Raw genomic sequence first — 16,898 nt, 5'->3', positions numbered from 1 at the left:
AGCCAAGACAGTCGCTCTCCCCGTGAACGGGGAGAGGGGCGCTGTGTCCCCCGTTTCGCCAATCATCAACGTCGCAAGAAGGGCGCCAACGTCGCGGCCAGTGTCCAGCCGATAGATGGGTAACAGTTTGAACCGGATACATAGGTAACAGTTCTCCCCCTATTTGTCCGCTGCAGCGCCAAGCGGATTGGTTAGCGCGGCGCTGCAGCGGACAAGCGTCATACGCCTTGTGTCGATGATGCCGAGCTGGTGTGCATGGAAGGAAAGAGCCCATTGACCATCCTCGGTTTGGGCGGCCGCGACAGCTTCACCAACCAGTGCCTGCGAGACATAGACGAAGCCGCCGTTCCACCTGATCTCGCCATTGTGGCGTACATGACGGACCGCGGCCTCGGCCGGATAATCAGGCTCGGGCGGCATCGTCGGCATGGCGCGCCGGGAGGATCTGTAATGCTGGGCTGGAGTGTCCATGCCTAGCGCCTCATGGGGACGTTCTTCATTGTAGCTGCGCCGGAAGGCCTCGAAGGCGTGGCCCTGGGCCGCCCTGTCGGCCTCCGGTGCCTCGGCCAGCGGCAACAGGGTCAGATGAAAGCGCTCGTGGCGCCCGTTCTGCTGGGGTTTGCCGGGCGCGATCCGCTCCAGGGCGATGCCGAGTTTGATGAAGCGCACCGCAAGCGGTGTCAGCCCGGTGACACCGGCCGACGCGAAGGGCGGGCCATTGTCGCTTCGGAACCGGTCCGGCAGGCCATGCTCCTCAAACAGCCGCTCGAATACCGGCCAGGCCTCGGCATCCGCCGTCGAGCCGGTCGCTTCGAGCGCCAGCAAGTAGCGGCTCGACGCATCCATCACCGTCAACGGTTCGCAACGCCACCCGTCACGGGTCCGGAACCAGCCCTTGTGATCGCCGGTCCACACCGCGTTCGGCCCTTGCGGCTCCGGCCAAGGTCCATTGCCGCAGGCCCGCAGCCGGGTCCGCTTGCGGGCGCTGACAAGCCCATGCCGTGCAAGGATAGCGCCTGCCGTCGAGGCCGACGGCCAGATCAAGTCGGGAGCCGCGCGCTTGAGCCGCGCCACGATCTTCTTGGGCCCCCACAGCGGATGCGTCTCCTTCGCCGCCACGATCCGCTCGACAAGATCAAGGGCTGTCGCACGGCCATGATTGAGCGGCGCTCGCGGCCGATCGTGCAAACCTTCCGGGCCAAACTCCCGGTAGCGACCCAGCCATTTATAGCCGATCTTGCGCGAAATTCCGTAGGCCGCACAAAGCTCGCTCATCGTCTCTTCGCCAGAAAGGCAATCCACTACAAAACGAAGCCGCTCGTCCATGATGCCAGTCTCTCGCCAAACCATCGCCGGGTCCTCCGGCGAGGGAGAAAACTGTCACCTATGCAATCGGTCCATTCTGTTACCTATCTATCCGGTTCGGACACCAGCCCCTTCTCCCCGTCACTATACGGGGAGAAGGTGCCGGCAGGCGGATGAGGGGCGGCGCCGGCGGTCAGCTATGAATCATCCGACATCGAAACAATCGCCGCGCGAGCCAAGGCCTCTGCAAGTTGCCGAAACTCTGGTTCACCCGCCCCGCCTCATGCTAACTCACCCCGCATGGCACAGAAGAAAGGATACGAGGTCGATTCGTGGCTGGCGCGGCCGGACCCGGCCATGTCCATCGTCCTGCTCTACGGACCCGATCGCGGGCTGGTCGCCGAGCGCGCCAGGGCTTTTGCCGGCAAGACCGGCCTGCCGCTCGACGATCCGTTCTCGGTCGTCAGGCTGGACGGCGCGGAAGTCGACCGCGACCAGGGCCGCCTGCTCGACGAGGCGCGCACCGTGCCGATGTTTTCCGACCGGCGGCTGCTCTGGGTGCGCAACGCCAGCGGCCAGAAAGCGCTGGCCGACGACGTCAAGGCGCTGACATCGGAGCCCGCGCGGGACGCGATCATCCTCATCGAGGCCGGCGACCTGAAGAAGGGCACCGGCCTGCGCGCCATCGTCGAGGCCGCCGGCAACGCCATCGCCCTGCCCTGCTATGCCGATGAGGCGAGGGACATCGACATCGTCATCGACGACGAACTGCGCAAGGCCGGCATGTCGATGACGCTGGAGGCGCGCCAGGCGCTGCGTCGCAATCTCGGCGGCGACCGGCTGGCGTCGCGCGGCGAGATCGAGAAGCTGGTGCTCTACGTCCACGGCCAGAAGGAGATCGGCGTCGACGACGTCAGGGCGACGTCCGGCGACGTGTCAGGCGCCTCTTTCGACGATGCCGTCGATGCGCTGCTGGACGGGAAGATCGCCGATTTCGACACCGCTTTCACGCGACACTGCCAGGGCGGCGGCCAGCCCTTCCTGGTGCTGTCGGCGGCGATGCGGCAATTGCAGGCGATCCAGGCGATGCGCGGCCAGATGGAGGGCGGCGGCCGCAACGCCGCCTCGGTCGTCGCTGGCGCCCGGCCGCCGGTTTTCTTCTCGCGGCGCAAGCTGGTGGAGAAGGCGCTGGAGCGCTGGAGCGTCGAGGCGCTTGGCCGGGCGCTCAACCGGCTGCAGACCGCGGTGCTGCAGACACGCCGGAGGCCGGACCTGTCCGAAGCCCTGGCGCGCCAGGCGCTGCTCGGCATCGCGGTGGAGAGCGCGAGGCTTGGGCAGCGGTAGCTGCCTTCCATTGTCAATTCATGATCATCCCGTCCGCCGCCTGGAAGGTTGGCAGCGCCTGCGGAAACACCAGCACCGCCGCGCCGTAAAGCAGCAAGGCGACCCCCGATACCTTTGCAATCCGCTCTCCTGCCGGAAGGGTCTTTTCCGCAAAGACCAGCAGTGTCACCACGGCCATTGCCGCAATGCTCATGATCCCGAGCGGAAAAAGAGCGAGAAACAGGAGCCAGCAGCAGCCCAGGCAAAACAACCCGTGCCTTACGCCCATATGTACCGCGCCCCAAGGACCATCGCGCCATGAGGTCAGTATGAAGCCGATTGGCGTGCGGCACTTGGCCAGGCACAGATCTTTCAGTGGGGAAAGTTGGTACGCGCCCGCAACCATCAACAGCGCGCCGCCGATGCGCGCGGCCATCGCCGTGGACAATCCCACACGCCCGGCAAGCATCTCCGCGCCCGCCGCGCCGGCAAAGGCGAGAACGCCCATCACCCCCCAGACCAGCATGTACCCGGCCACGAAGATCCAGGTCGAGACAAAGGCATCGCCGCGCCCCTGTTTGCCGGTCTGCACACGGTGAAACGTCAGGATCATCGGCGCGGCCGTCGGGAACATCATGGCGATCATCATGATCGTCCACACTGCAAGAAACAGCGGCGCCTGCATGCCCATGGTCGGTGAGTAGATTTCCATCGGCATGTCGGTGTCCATGCCGATCCGCTGCCAGATCAGCAAGGACCAGGCTGCCGTGGCGACAACGATCAACAGCGCGAGAATGATGTTTCGCTGCAGCGTCAGCGGGTCCGGTCCGACCATGCGCCAGGCCTATTGCTGGCCGGACCAGTTGATCGAGGCGTAATGTCCGTTTCGGCGGGAATTGTCCCAGTGCATGCCGTGGTCGCTGAATGTGCTGCCTTCTACGCCCGCCGCCAGCACCAGCCTCTCGGGATTGACGGGATGGCCGGTCGCCGCCCACATCTCACCATCCTCGCGCATCGTCGGCAGGGGTTCGACCGCCATCTGCATGACGCCTGCAATCTCCGCCGACCGCTTCTTGCCGTCGACTTGGTATTTGATTGGCACCTTCTTGGCTCCGAGGTTGGTGCTGATCAATGGCGCGAAGGCGGCCATCGGGCCGCCCGCGGCGCCGGTGAAGATCGCGCCCAGCGCTTCTGTCTGCCTGTCGTCGGCCTGCTCGTCGATATAGGCGGCAGCCGTCCAATTGCCGTCCGCCATCGGGCCTGGTGTATGGGCGATCATCGCAACGTTGAGGCCATCCAGCCGAACGTCGCCAAATTTGCCCGTGTCGATATGAAAGACCAAGGCAACATCGCAAGCACCTTGCGTCGGCTTCGATGTCAGTTGCGCATTGGTGGAAATCAGGCACGGGCATACGACGTCGCAACTACAATTCTCGAAATAGTCCCCGGACAATTGCCAACTGGTTGCCATTTGCACCTCCCGGCTGCGTCAGGCGCGTCGGCATGGATCGCTTTGGCGAGGGGTGGCGCCGCCCACGCGTCGTGGGAACGGCAAATAGCCCACGCCGCGACTGTGTTCGGCACGCCAGGGCATATAATTCAAGTTGCACTTAATGGAGGGTACGCCGATGCCCTGCACTGTCAAGCCGCCGGCTCCGACGCTGAAATCGTTCGAGCCCGCGTCGCTTCTCTCCTTGCTCCGCCCTAGAATGACGACGGCTATGGCTTCCTTCGCACCCTCTGTTCCGTCGCTATAGCCAATCCCCGCTGGTAACGAAAAGGGCCGGCGAAGCCGCCAGCCCTTGTGGTGTTTATCACCAATATATCAGGCCTGCTTGACCTTAAGCCAGAACTTTATTTGTCGGCTAAATAACGCGCCGCCTCAACGCTCTACCGCTCGTCCTTTAGCCGCCGGCAGAGCTCGTCGAGCTGGTCCAGCGTCCGGTAGTTGACGCGAATTGTGCCGCCGCGCTCCTTATGCTCGATCGAGACGATCATGCCGATCGTGTCGGTGAGCAGCTTTTCCAGCGCCAGCGTGTCGGGGTCCTTTTCGACCGGCTCGGCCTTCTTCGCCTTGACCGGCGTCGGGCCAGCCGGCATCTGCGCCAGCGCTTCGGCCTGGCGCACCGAAAGTCCTTCCTCGACGATGCGCTTGGCGAGGCCTGCCGGATCCTCGGCCGTCACCAGCGTGCGGGCGTGGCCGGCCGACAGCGCGCCATCGACCAGCATGTCGTGAATCACGTTGGGCAGCTTCAGGAGCCGCAGCGTGTTGGCGACATGGCTGCGGCTCTTGCCGATCACCTGGCCGAGATCGGCCTGGGTGTAGCCATGCTCGTCGATCAGTTGCTGGTAGCCCTGCGCCTCCTCGACCGGGTTGAGGTCGGCGCGCTGGACGTTTTCGATGATCGCCAGCTCCAGCGCCGTGCGGTCGTTGACCTCGCGCACTATGATCGGCAGTTCGGTCAGGCCGGCGCGCTGCGCCGCCCGCCAGCGCCGCTCGCCGGCGATGATCTCGTAGCGGCCGGGCTGCGACGGCGACGGCCGCGCCACCACCGGCTGCACCACGCCGTGCTCGCGGATCGACTGCGCCAGATCGGTGAGCTCGGCATCGCCGAAATGCCGGCGCGGATTCTTCGGATTGGGGCTGACGAATTCGATCGGCACCTTGCCGTCGGCCGCCATGCTCTGCTTTTCCGGGACTGCGGGACGATCGATCTCGCCGATCAGCGCCGCAAGGCCACGGCCGAGTCTCTTTCTTGAAAGGTCTTCACTCATAATCTGTCCAGATCGTTTCGGTATCGAATCGGGGCTTGGCCGCTATCAGGCGGCGCGCAATTTGCGCTCGCGGCGGATCACTTCCGAGGCGAGCTGCAGATAGGCCTGGCTGCCCGAGCATTTGAGGTCGTAGAGGATCGCCGGCTTGCCGTAGGATGGCGCCTCGGAAACGCGGACATTGCGCGGGATGATCGTCTCGTAGACCTTGTCGCCCATGTGGGTGCGCACGTCCTGCACCACCTGGTTGGCGAGATTGTTGCGGCCGTCGTACATGGTGAGCACGATGCCCTGGATGGTGAGATCCGGATTGATCGTATGCCGCACCTGCTCGACCGTCTCGAGCAATTGGCTGAGACCCTCCAGCGCGAAGAACTCGCACTGCAGCGGCACGAGAACGGAATCGGCCGCGGCCATTGAATTCAAGGTCAAGAGGTTGAGCGACGGCGGGCAGTCGATCAGCACATAGCCGAACGGCGCCGAACGCTCGGCCGCGGCGCGCAGCGCGTTGCGCAACCGCAGCACCCGGTCCGGCGCCGAGGCGATCTCCATCTCGATGCCGAGCAGGTCGAGTGTCGACGGCACGATGGATAGACCGGGCACCGCCGTCGGCACGGCGGCCGCTTCCAGCTCGAGCTCGCCGGTCAGCACGTCATAGGACGACACCGTGCGATCCTTGCGGTCGATGCCCAATCCCGTGCTGGCATTGCCTTGCGGGTCGAGGTCGACGATCAGCACCTGTTCGCCGATGGCGGCCAGCGCCGTCGCCAGGTTGATCGCCGTCGTCGTCTTGCCGACGCCGCCTTTCTGGTTGGCGACGGTGATAATACGCGGTCCAGTTTTCATGGGTCGATGCCAGTGATTCATTGCGGTTTCGCCGGGCGCAGATTGGTGATTTCCAGGATGACGCCGTGAGGGTCGGTCATGCTTGGATGTTCTACCAGATCGAAGGCCCAGCGGTGAGTGCTTTCTTCCACTTCGGCGCGGTAATCCCGGCCTTTGTGGAAGAGCGCGCGCGCACCCTTGGTCAGCCACGGCGCCGCAAGATCAAGCAAGGCCGGCAGCGCCGCAAGCGCCCGCGCGGTGACGATTTCCGGTTCCGGAACAAGCGAATAGCTGTCGTCGATGCGCCGCGCTACGACACGCGCCGGCAGGTCGAACTGGCCAATGACGGCTTGCAGGAACGAGGCCTTCTTGCGGTTGCTTTCGACCAGATCGATCGAGGCCCCCTCGCGCTCGGCAAGCAGGAAACCAAGCACCAGGCCGGGAAAGCCACCGCCCGAGCCGAGGTCCACCCAGCGCCTGGCCTTTGGCTCGATTCGAGCGAGTTGCGCGCTATCCAGTATGTGCCGGCGCCAGACATCGTCCAGCGTCGACGGCGCGGCAAGATTGATGCTGCGGTTCCATTTCAGGAAGACCTGTTCGAACGCAACCAGACGCTCGAATGTTTCACGTGAAACCGGGCCCGCGGCCTTTTCCAGGCTCTCCCATGCGGCAGAGCTCACGCGACATGCCTCTGAGCGGCTGCCTCGGCGTTGCGAACATGGGCAACGATGATTGCGAGTGCCGCCGGCGTCATCCCTTCCATGCGCTGCGCATCGGCGATGGAGCGCGGCTGCCGCGTTTTCATCTTCTGCTTCAGCTCATTGGAAAGGCCGGGGACATCGGTGAAATCGAGCGATGCCGGGATCACTCGGCCTTCCTCATGCCGGATTTGCGCGACATCGGCTTGCTGGCGGTCGAGATAGACTGAATATTTCGCTTCCGTTTCGAGGCACTCGGCCGTCTTGGCACCGATTGAGGCGAAGCGCGGTTCGACGCGGGCCAGCCAAGCCAGATCGACACCGGGGTAGGCGAGCAATTCATAGGCCGAGCGGCGCACGCCATCCCTGTTGATCTCCAGCCCATGGCGCGCCGCCTCATTGGGGGTGAACAGCACGCTCAATGCCAGTACCCGCGCCTTTGCAAGATCTTCGTTCATCGCGTTGAAGCGCCGCATCCGTTCCGCCGAGGCGATCCCCAGCCGATCCGCCATCGGCGTCAACCGCTCATCGGCATTGTCGGCCCTGAGCGACAGGCGGAACTCGGCGCGCGAGGTGAACATCCGATAGGGCTCGGCGATGCCGCGGCTGGTGAGGTCGTCGACCATGACGCCGATATAGGCTTCGGTGCGACTGAGCACGATCTGCTCGCTATCGGAGGCCTTGCGCGCTGCGTTCAGACCGGCGAGCAGCCCTTGCGCTCCGGCCTCTTCGTAGCCGGTCGTGCCATTGATCTGTCCGGCGAGGAACAGGCCGCCGACCCGCTTCGTCTCCAACGTCTGCAGCAATTCGCGTGGATCGACATGGTCGTACTCGATGGCATAACCCGGCTGCAGCATGGTTGCCCGCTCCAGCCCCGGAATCGTCTTCAAAATGTCGAGCTGGACGTCCTCCGGCAACGAGGTCGAGATGCCATTCGGATAGACGGTGTCGTCGTCGAGGCCTTCCGGCTCGAGGAAGATCTGGTGGCCTTCACGGTCGCCGAACTTGACGATCTTGTCCTCGATCGACGGGCAATAGCGCGGCCCCACCCCTTCGATCGAGCCGGAATACATGGCCGAGCGGCAGAGATTGGCGCGGATCAGCTCGTGCGTCTCCGGCGTCGTGCGCGTGATGCCGCAATGGATCTGCGGGTTCCGGATCGTGTCGGTCAGCAGCGAGAACGGCACCGGATACTCGTCCGCCGCCTGGCTTTCCAGCGACGCCCAGTCGATGGTCCGACCGTCGAGGCGAGGGGGTGTTCCGGTCTTCAGGCGCCCGAGCCTGAACCCCGCACGGCCCATCGTTGCCGACAGGCCAAGACTCGCTTGCTCGTTCATGCGGCCGGCGACGACCTTCTTCTCACCGATATGGATCAAGCCGCGCAGGAAGGTCCCGGTGGTCAGCACCACCGCGCCGCAAGCCAGGCGGCGATCGCCCGACATCCGAACGGCCGCGATCTGCCCCTCCACGATTTCAAAGTCGAGAACTTCGCCTTCGATCACCTCGAGATTGTCCTCCTGCCGAATCGCTTCCTGCATGGCGAGGCGATAAAGCTTGCGATCGGCCTGCGTGCGCGGGCCGCGTACGGCCGGCCCCTTGCGGCGATTGAGCAAGCGGAACTGGATGCCGGCCGCATCGGCGATCCGGCCCATCAGACCATCCATCGCGTCGATCTCGCGCACCAGATGGCCCTTGCCGAGGCCGCCGATCGCCGGGTTGCAGGACATGACGCCGATCGTGTCGAAACGCAGCGTCACCAGCGCCGTCCTGGCGCCGGCGCGTGCCGCGGCGCTGGCCGCCTCGCAACCGGCATGGCCGCCGCCTACCACAACCACATCATAGTGATCGTTCATCTTTTCAATTCCAAAGACTGAGGATGACGGAGACATGTCCCTGCGGGGCTCCGCTGTCAAGAACGTAGGAGCGGTCTCGTTTCACGTGAAACAATGCCTGTCGTCTGGAAGCCCGGTGTTTCACGTGAATCGCGCTATCCGCCTACCCCGACAATGTTTCACGTGAGTCATTTGCCGATGCAGAATTGTGAGAAGATCACGTCGAGCAGGTCCTCAACGTCGACCGCACCGGTGATTCGCCCGAGCCGATCCGCCGCCAGGCGTAGCTCCTCGGCGCGCAGTTCTTGGCCTCGCTGTACCGACAGCGCCGCTCCCAGGTGGAAGTTTGTCTCCTTGAGCAATTCGACATGGCGCAAGCGCGATGGCAGGACGTCGCCGATCTCCCCGGCAGCCGCTGCAGCGCGACGCCCGACCTCGGCTAGCAGCTCCGCCAGTCCGGTGCCATCCTTGGTCGAGATCACCGCGTCATAAAGCTTCGAGCGGTCAAAAGCCGGCCCGTCCGCAACAAGGTCCGCCTTTGTCCCGATCCTCAGCAGAGGCGCATCGGACGGCACCGCGCCGGCGTCGACGGGCGCCGCCATATCCTCGAGCAGCAGCAGCAGATCTGCACCACCCGCCTTCGCGCGCGCTTTCTCAATGCCGATCGCCTCGACCTTACCGGACGCCTCCCTTAAACCGGCCGTATCGATGACGCGGACTCGCATCCCTTCAAGGTCAAGCACCACTTCGAGCAGATCGCGCGTGGTGCCGGGTTCGTCGGTCACGATCGCGGCCTCACGCCGAGCGAGCGCGTTGAACAGGCTGGATTTCCCGGCGTTTGGCGCGCCGAGAATAACGACCTCGAACCCGTCGCGGATGACCTCGGCGGCGCGGAAGCCGTCGACATGGCGATCGATCTCGCCGATCATCGCCCGCACATCCGACCAGACCGTGTCCGAAACGGAACCCAGCACGTCCTCCTCGTCGGCAAAGTCGATCTCGGCCTCGATCATCGCCCGCGCATGGATGAGCCGCCGCCGCCATTCGGCGTAAAGCTCGCTTTGCGTCCCTTCGGCATTGCGCACGGCAAAGCGCCGCTGCGCCTCGGTCTCGGCATTGACGAGATCGGCCAGCGCTTCGGTCTCGACCAGATCGAGCCTGCCGTTGAGAAAGGCGCGGCGCGTGAATTCGCCGGGCTCTGCGTGCCTGACGCCGTCAAAGCCCGTGATGGTCTCCAGCATCTTGGCCGCCACGGCGCGGCCGCCATGAACCTGGAACTCGGCAATGTCCTCGCCGGTAAAACTGCCGGGGCCCGGCAAGAAGAGAACCAAACCCCGGTCGATCACCGATCCATCCGCCGCTGTCAGCTTGCGATAGACCGCACGACGCTCCTTAACCACTGATCCGGCAATCGTTTCGACCACGAATCGAGTCTTCGGACCGGAAATTCGGATGACGGCGATGCCGGCCGGCAAGCGTCCGCTCGACAAGGCAACAATCGAATCGCTCAAAATCATTTGCCCGCTCTACCGAACCGCCCTAGCTTCCCGCGCAACATCGTTAACCGAGTTTGCCGTCGTGACCTTGCCCGCGCAAAACCTGCTGGCCGAAGAGGCCAGCCCCTATCTGCAGCAGCACAGCGACAATCCGGTGCATTGGCGGGGCTGGTCGCCCGCGGCGCTCGCCGAAGCCAGGGAACTCGGACGGCCGATCCTGCTGTCGATCGGCTACGCCGCCTGCCACTGGTGCCATGTCATGGCGCATGAAAGCTTCGAGAACGACGCCGTTGCCGCCGTCATGAACCGGCTGTTCATCAATATCAAGGTCGATCGCGAGGAGCGGCCGGACATCGACCAGATCTATATGGCGGCACTGCATGCCATGGGCGAGCAGGGCGGCTGGCCGTTGACCATGTTCCTGACGCCCGAAGGCAAGCCGTTCTGGGGCGGCACCTATTTTCCGCGCGAGGCCCGCTACGGCCGGCCAGGCTTCATCCAGGTCATGGAAGCGGTCGACAAGGCGTGGCGGGAGAAGCAGGAGAGCCTTGGCCAAAGCGCCGACGGCCTGACCAGCCATGTCGAGGCGCGGCTGGCGGGAAGCCATGGCAAGGCGGTGCTCGATCGGGACACGCTCAGCGATCTTGCCGGCCGCATCGACGGCATGATCGACCGCGATCTGGGCGGCTTGCGCGGCGCGCCGAAATTCCCCAACGCGCCATTCATGCAGACGCTCTGGCTGTCGTGGCTGCGCGACGGGGTTGCCTCGCATCGCGACGCTGTCCTGCTCAGCCTGGAGAAAATGCTGGCCGGCGGCATCTACGATCACATCGGCGGTGGATTGAGCCGCTACTCGACCGATGCCGAATGGCTGGTGCCGCATTTCGAGAAGATGCTCTATGACAACGCCCAGCTCCTGCGCATGTGCAATTGGGCGTTTGCCGCCACCGGCAATAATTTATTCCGGATACGAATCGAAGAGACGGCCGCCTGGCTGCTGCGCGAGATGCTGGTCGATGGCGGCGGCTTCGCCGCCAGCCTCGATGCCGACAGCGACGGCGAGGAGGGGCTGTTCTACACCTGGAACCGCGACGAGGTCGAAGCCGTGCTTGGCGACGATTCGGCCTTGTTTTTCAAATACTTCGGCCTCGCTAGCCCGCATGGCTGGGAAGGCAAGCCGATCATCCGCCAAACCGCCGGCCAGCAAAAGCAAAGCATCGTCGACCAAGCCTTGTTCCTGCCGTTGAAGCAGAAGCTCCTGGCCGCCAGGGAACGGCGCGTCAGGCCCGGCCGCGACGGCAAGGCGCTGACCGACTGGAACGGCCTGATGATCGCCGCGCTTGCCGACGCCGGCCGTGCCCTGCAGCGACCCGACTGGATCGAGGCCGCCGCGCGGGCCTTCGCCCACATCGTCGAAGCGAGCCATGACGGCCGCCTGCCGCATTCCATGCTAGGCGCCAGGAAACTGTTCCCGGCCTTGTCGAGCGACTATGCCGCCATGACAAACGCCGCCATCGCACTCTTCGAGGCCACCGGCGAGACGGCCTATGTCGATCGCGCCAGGCATTTCATCGGACAGCTCGATCATTGGCACCAGGATGGCAACAAGACCGGCTATTATCTGACCGCGTCCGACAGTGCTGATGTTCCGATCCGCATCCGCGGCGATGTCGACGAGGCAATCCCGTCCGCCTCCGCCCAGATCATCGAGGCGCTGGTGCGATTGGCATTAGTCACCGGCGATTTCGACATGGAGCAAAAGGCCTGGACGACGGCCGAGCATGCCATGGGCCGCGCCGCGCAACAGGCCTATGGCCAGGCTGGCATCGTCAATGCCTGCGCGCTGGCGCTCGAGCCGTTGAAGCTGGTGCTGATCGACAATCTAGAGAGTCCAAGCCTCGTTCCGGTTGCGAATCGGAATCCCGACCCGCGCCGGGTGGATATCGTCGTTGCGGTCGGTACGGAAGCGAATCGACCGAGCTTGCCGGGTGGGGTGGTGCCGCCGACCGACAAGCAGGGCGCCTGGCTGTGCACCGGGCAGGTTTGCCTGCCAGTGGTTACCGATGCGGACGAGTTGGGGAAGCTGTTGCGGCGAGGAACAGGCACGTAACCCCAACCCCCTCTTCGAGCGTTGGCGCTGCCCCTCATCTGGCTGCCGCCATCTTCTCCCCGTAAACGGGGAGAAGGGCGCTGTCGCTGCCGATTTCGTCAATCGCCATCGTGGCAAGAAGAGTGCCGGCGTTGCGGCCAGCCTCTTTCTCCCCGTTCACGGGGAGAAATGCCCGGCCGGGCAATGAGGGGCGGCGCTGACCTCTGCGATTGGCTTGCCAACGATCGAGAAGGCGAGGGGAAGTTCCCCGCCTCGCCTTGTATCCCGACTACGTATTCATCGAATCGAAGAAGTCGGCGTTGGTCTTGGTCTGCTTCAGCTTGTCGATGAGGAACTCGATCGCGTCGGTCGTTCCCATCGGCGCCAGGATGCGACGCAGCACGAAGATCTTCTGCAGATCCGCGCGCGGCACCAGCAAGTCTTCCTTGCGGGTTCCGGACTTGAGGATGTCCATGGCGGGATAGATGCGCTTGTCGGCCACCTTGCGGTCGAGCTGGATTTCGCAGTTGCCGGTGCCCTTGAACTCTTCGAAGATCACTTCGTCCATGCGGCTGCCGGTATCAATCAGCGCGGTAGCGATAATGGTCAGCGAGCCGCCTTCCTCGATGTTACGGGCGGCACCGAAGAAGCGCTTCGGGCGCTGCAGCGCATTGGCGTCGACACCGCCGGTGAGCACCTTGCCGGAGGACGGCACGACGGTGTTGTAGGCGCGGCCGAGGCGGGTGATCGAATCAAGCAGGATGACCACGTCGCGGCCATGCTCGACCAGGCGCTTCGCCTTCTCGATCACCATTTCGGCGACCTGGACGTGGCGGGCGGCCGGCTCATCGAAGGTCGAGGAGATCACCTCGCCCTTCACCGAGCGCTGCATGTCGGTCACTTCTTCCGGCCGCTCGTCGATCAAAAGCACGATCAGATAGCATTCCGGATGGTTGGCGGTGATCGAGTGGGCGATGTTTTGCATCAGCACCGTTTTACCGGTGCGCGGCTGCGCGTTGATCAGCGCGCGCTGGCCCTTGCCGATCGGCGCCACCAGGTCGATCACGCGCGGCGAGATGTCCTTCGAGGTCGGATTGTCGACCTCCATCTTCAGCCGCTTGGTTGGATAAAGCGGCGTCAGATTGTCGAAGTGGATCTTGTGCCGGATCTTTTCGGGATCGTCGAAATTGATGGTATTGACCTTGAGCAGCGCGAAATAGCGCTCGCCCTCTTTCGGGCTGCGGATCGGTCCTTCGACCGTATCGCCGGTCTTGAGCGAAAAGCGGCGGATCTGCGACGGCGAGATGTAGATGTCGTCGGGACCTGGCAGGTAGTTTGCATTGGCCGAGCGCAGGAAGCCGAAGCCATCCTGCAGCACCTCGACCACGCCGTCGCCGATGATCTCGATGTCCTGGGCGGCGAGTTTCTTCAGGATCGCGAACATCAGCTCCTGCTTGCGCATCACGCTGGCGTTCTCCACCTCGAGCGATTCGGCATAAGCGATCAGCTCTGGCGGCTTCTTGTTCTTGAACTCGGTGAGTTTCATTTCTTGCATTAGATGGACTCTGGGTAGGCTTTGGGGAGAAAAATCGGCTGGATGCGACAAATGCCGGGCGCGGCCGAAAGCGAAAAAATGGGGCGGCGCATGACGGGAAGGAAGACCCGTCTTTTATCGTCGCTCGTCTGAAAGAGCAAGCCGCCTTTTGCGCCGTCGCGGGAAGCCTCAGAACGGCTTCACGACGACCAGGATGACGATGACGATCAGCAGCAATGTGGGGATCTCGTTGACGATCCGCCAGTGGCGCGCCGGCTTTTCATTCTTGTCCTCGGCGAATTTCCGCACCGCGCCGGCGAGATAGCCATGCAGCCCCGACAATACGAGCACCAGCGCTATCTTGGCGTGCAGCCAACCGCCATGGAAGGCAAAGCCCTTCCAGGCCAGCCAGAGCCCGAACACCCAGGTCGCGATCATCGCCGGATTGATGATGGCTCTGAGCAGCCGGCGCTCCATAACCTTGAAGGTTTCCGACTGCGCCGATCCCTTCTCGGCATCGGCATGATAGACGAAGAGCCGGGGCAGATAGAGCATGCCGGCCATCCACGAGATGACGGCGATGACATGGATGGCCTTGGCCCACAGGTAGAAGCCGTCGGACGCCACGAAGTAAAGCAGCGCAGTCGCGACGACCAGAGCGGCGATGCCGATCACCATGCGCTTCATCGCCTGGCCGGTGCTGTTGGTATTGTCAGCCATCAGCGCGTCGCGCTCCGCACCTGTTTCACCATCGCCTCGACATGCGCGATCGGCGTCTCCGGCGTGATGCCGTGTCCGAGGTTGAAGATCAGCGGCCCGCCGCCCAGCGTCCTCAGGATCGCGTCCACGCCGTCGGCCAGCGCCTTGCCGCCGGCCACCAGCCGGAGCGGATCGAGATTGCCCTGCACGGCGCCGCCAAGCTGCAATTCCTTCGCCATCGAGAGCGGCACCGTCCAGTCGAGGCCGAGGCCGGTGATGCCGGTCTTGGAGCGATAGTCGCGGTAGCGCTCGCCGGCGCCCTTCGGAAAACCGATGACCGGAACATTCGGGTGGACCGCCTTCACTTGCCGCGCGATCTCGGCCACCGGCTCGACGCAGAAAGCCTGGAAGGAAGGCTCGTCCAAAACACCGGACCAGGAATCGAAGATCTGCACCACATCGGCGCCGGCTTCGATCTGGCGGATGAGATAAGCGGCCGAATGATCGGCCAGCACTTTCAACAGCCGCGCGAAGGCCTCCGGCTCGCGATAGGCGAAAAGCCGCGCCGGCGCCTGGTCCGGCGTGCCCTGGCCTGCGATCATATAGGTCGCCACCGTCCACGGCGCGCCGCAGAAGCCGATCAGCGTCGTCTCGTCAGGCAGTTTGGCGCGCAACCGGCGGACGGTCTCGTAAACCGGTTCGAGATTCACGTGAAACAAATCGCCGGTGAGGCCCGCAATCTCCGAAGCCGAGATCGGCGTCAGCATCGGCCCGCGGCCCTCTTCGAAGCGGACGTCTCGGCCGAGCGCGTTGGGCACCACAAGGATGTCGGAGAACAGGATCGAGGCATCGAAGCCGAAGCGCTCGATCGGCTGCAGCGTCACTTCCACCGCAAGGTCCGGATCGTAGCATAGATCGAGGAAGGAGCCGGCGCGCTTCCGGGTCTCTCTATACTCCGGCAGATAGCGGCCGGCCTGGCGCATCATCCAGATGGGCGGAGGAAAGACAGGCTCGCCCCTCAAAACGTCCAGCATGATCCGTTTTCCAGGCATTCAGCGTCGCCTCTCAAGGGTCCTCTTAAATCAAATATCTATTTTAAAAGAGTCTTCTGATTCTAAGAGTCTGTTGGTTGTGGTGGTTGCGACCTGTCCAGCCTGCCGCCCGAAAAGGCCAGTCAGCATATTGTCGCGCGGTCCCGATCGCGATTTGGAGGGTTTTGGGGAACAACCGGAATTCTCCTTCCGAGTCAGCAGCTTGGCCTTTCGCTCCCAAATTTCGGGCTGTGGATGAAATCGGCCAAGAAAAGTTGATCCCCAGTTTTGTCCCCAGCGCCCCGACAAAGCCTACAGCAGGGCGAATTGTGGACAACCCACCATCTGATACAGTCGCTCTCGCCCCCTTCGCGTCTTTGTCCGATCTTGTCCACAACTGCCCACAGCCTGGAACCCGCGCCTGTGAACAAACCCCAGAGCTTCTTTCACCTGCACCTGATTTCCGACGCCACCGGCGAGACGCTGCTGGCGGCCGGCCGCGCCGCCTCCGCGCAATACAAGGACGCGCGCGCCATCGAGCACATCTACCCGCTGATCCGCACCGAAAAGCAGGTGGCCAAGGTGTTCGAGGATATCGAGGAAGAACCCGGCATCATCCTCTACACCGTCGTCGACCAGAAGCTCGCGCGCGGCATCGATGAGCGCTGCGCGGCGATGGGCCTGCCTTGCGTCTCGGTGCTCGAGCCGGTGCTTGCCGTCTTCCAGTCCTATCTCGGTACGCCGGCCGGCCGCCGCGTCGGCGCCCAGCACGTGCTCGACGCCGAATATTTTCGCCGCATCGATGCGCTGAACTTCACCATGGAGCATGATGACGGACAGCTGCCCGCCAACATGGACGATGCCGACATCGTGCTGATCGGCATTTCGCGCACCTCCAAGACGCCGACCAGCATCTATCTCGCCAACCGCGGCATCAAGACCGCCAACATCCCGATCGTGCTCGGCGTGCCGGTGCCGGAGAGCCTGGTCAACGCCAGGACGCCCTTGATCGTCGGCCTGATCGCCACCGCCGAGCGCATCTCGCATGTCCGCCAGAACCGCATCCTCGGCAACACCAGCACATACGTGCCGTCCGACTATGTCGACCGCGCCGCGATCAACGAGGAGCTCGCCTATGCCCGCCAGATCTGCACAAGGCATGGCTGGCCGATGATCGATGTCTCCCGTCGTTCGATCGAGGAGACGGCGGCGGCGATCGTTGCCCTGCGGGGAAAGTCGAGATAGATGAGCAAAGAAGCTAGTTTTGCGAGTCACCTTGGCGGAGGTCGGCGCC

14 protein-coding genes are annotated in these 16,898 nt (G+C 63.8%); 3 read left to right on the top strand and 11 right to left on the bottom strand.

Annotated elements, in window-relative coordinates:
• Window positions 1–159: 159 nt before the first annotated feature.
• Window positions 160–1,350 (bottom strand): integrase core domain-containing protein, encoded by a 1,191-nt coding sequence (locus tag EJ073_RS20305; RefSeq protein WP_126056960.1) that lies wholly within the window; start codon window positions 1,348–1,350, stop codon window positions 160–162.
• Window positions 1,351–1,605: 255 nt separating this feature from the next.
• On the opposite strand from EJ073_RS20305, the gene holA reads away from it, so the two are divergent.
• The gene (gene holA, locus EJ073_RS20300; protein ID WP_126057334.1) at window positions 1,606–2,649 is read left to right on the top strand and encodes a DNA polymerase III subunit delta; all 1,044 of its coding nucleotides are present in this window, start codon (window positions 1,606–1,608) and stop codon (window positions 2,647–2,649) included.
• Window positions 2,650–2,662: 13 nt separating this feature from the next.
• On the opposite strand, the gene EJ073_RS20295 is transcribed toward holA, so the two are convergent.
• The 7 genes from EJ073_RS20295 to mnmE all read right to left on the bottom strand — a co-directional run bounded on the left by EJ073_RS20295 (window position 2,663) and on the right by mnmE (window position 10,272).
• Window positions 2,663–3,463, bottom strand: coding sequence for a DUF2182 domain-containing protein (locus EJ073_RS20295; protein ID WP_126057333.1), 801 nt, complete (start codon window positions 3,461–3,463; stop codon window positions 2,663–2,665).
• A gap of 9 nt (window positions 3,464–3,472) precedes the next feature.
• Entirely contained in the window at window positions 3,473–4,099 is a 627-nt protein-coding gene (locus EJ073_RS20290) for a DUF1326 domain-containing protein (RefSeq protein ID WP_126057332.1), read from the bottom strand.
• 419 nt (window positions 4,100–4,518) lie between these two features.
• The gene (locus tag EJ073_RS20285) at window positions 4,519–5,403 is read right to left on the bottom strand and encodes a ParB/RepB/Spo0J family partition protein (RefSeq protein ID WP_126057331.1); all 885 of its coding nucleotides are present in this window, start codon (window positions 5,401–5,403) and stop codon (window positions 4,519–4,521) included.
• A 45-nt stretch (window positions 5,404–5,448) separates the two neighbouring features.
• Window positions 5,449–6,246 (bottom strand): ParA family protein, encoded by a 798-nt coding sequence (locus EJ073_RS20280; protein ID WP_126057330.1) that lies wholly within the window; start codon window positions 6,244–6,246, stop codon window positions 5,449–5,451.
• A 17-nt stretch (window positions 6,247–6,263) separates the two neighbouring features.
• Window positions 6,264–6,905 carry a 16S rRNA (guanine(527)-N(7))-methyltransferase RsmG gene (rsmG, locus tag EJ073_RS20275; protein WP_126057329.1) on the bottom strand — a complete coding sequence of 214 codons (642 nt, stop codon included), beginning with the start codon at window positions 6,903–6,905 and terminating at the stop codon, window positions 6,264–6,266.
• On the bottom strand, window positions 6,902–8,776 hold the full coding sequence (gene mnmG / locus EJ073_RS20270; protein WP_126057328.1) for a tRNA uridine-5-carboxymethylaminomethyl(34) synthesis enzyme MnmG: 1,875 nt from the start codon (window positions 8,774–8,776) through the stop codon (window positions 6,902–6,904). The genes rsmG and mnmG overlap by 4 nt, the downstream gene beginning before the upstream one ends.
• Window positions 8,777–8,943: 167 nt before the next feature.
• Entirely contained in the window at window positions 8,944–10,272 is a 1,329-nt protein-coding gene (gene mnmE / locus EJ073_RS20265) for a tRNA uridine-5-carboxymethylaminomethyl(34) synthesis GTPase MnmE (RefSeq protein WP_126057327.1), read from the bottom strand.
• A gap of 61 nt (window positions 10,273–10,333) precedes the next feature.
• Between mnmE and EJ073_RS20260 the strand changes: the two genes are divergently transcribed.
• Window positions 10,334–12,361, top strand: a complete 2,028-nt coding sequence (locus EJ073_RS20260; RefSeq protein WP_126057326.1) for a thioredoxin domain-containing protein — start codon at window positions 10,334–10,336, stop codon at window positions 12,359–12,361.
• 268 nt (window positions 12,362–12,629) lie between these two features.
• On the opposite strand, the gene rho is transcribed toward EJ073_RS20260, so the two are convergent.
• The 3 genes from rho to hemE all read right to left on the bottom strand — a co-directional run bounded on the left by rho (window position 12,630) and on the right by hemE (window position 15,625).
• A complete protein-coding gene (rho, locus tag EJ073_RS20255; protein WP_112098117.1) occupies window positions 12,630–13,895 on the bottom strand; it encodes a transcription termination factor Rho in 1,266 nt (421 codons plus the stop codon).
• A 168-nt stretch (window positions 13,896–14,063) separates the two neighbouring features.
• Entirely contained in the window at window positions 14,064–14,594 is a 531-nt protein-coding gene (gene hemJ, locus EJ073_RS20250) for a protoporphyrinogen oxidase HemJ (RefSeq protein ID WP_126057325.1), read from the bottom strand.
• Window positions 14,594–15,625 (bottom strand): uroporphyrinogen decarboxylase, encoded by a 1,032-nt coding sequence (gene hemE / locus EJ073_RS20245; RefSeq protein WP_126057324.1) that lies wholly within the window; start codon window positions 15,623–15,625, stop codon window positions 14,594–14,596. Before hemE ends, hemJ begins: the two co-directional genes overlap by 1 nt.
• Before the next feature lie 402 nt (window positions 15,626–16,027).
• Here hemE and EJ073_RS20240 point away from each other — a divergent pair, with 402 nt between their 5' ends.
• Entirely contained in the window at window positions 16,028–16,849 is an 822-nt protein-coding gene (locus EJ073_RS20240; RefSeq protein ID WP_126057323.1) for a pyruvate, water dikinase regulatory protein, read from the top strand.
• Window positions 16,850–16,898: the final 49 nt, after the last annotated feature.

The organism is Mesorhizobium sp. M4B.F.Ca.ET.058.02.1.1 (assembly GCF_003952505.1).
In the GTDB taxonomy this organism is placed as follows: domain Bacteria; phylum Pseudomonadota; class Alphaproteobacteria; order Rhizobiales; family Rhizobiaceae; genus Mesorhizobium.
Note: the sequence above shows the minus strand (reverse complement) of the source record. Positions and strands in the feature narration are given on the sequence as shown.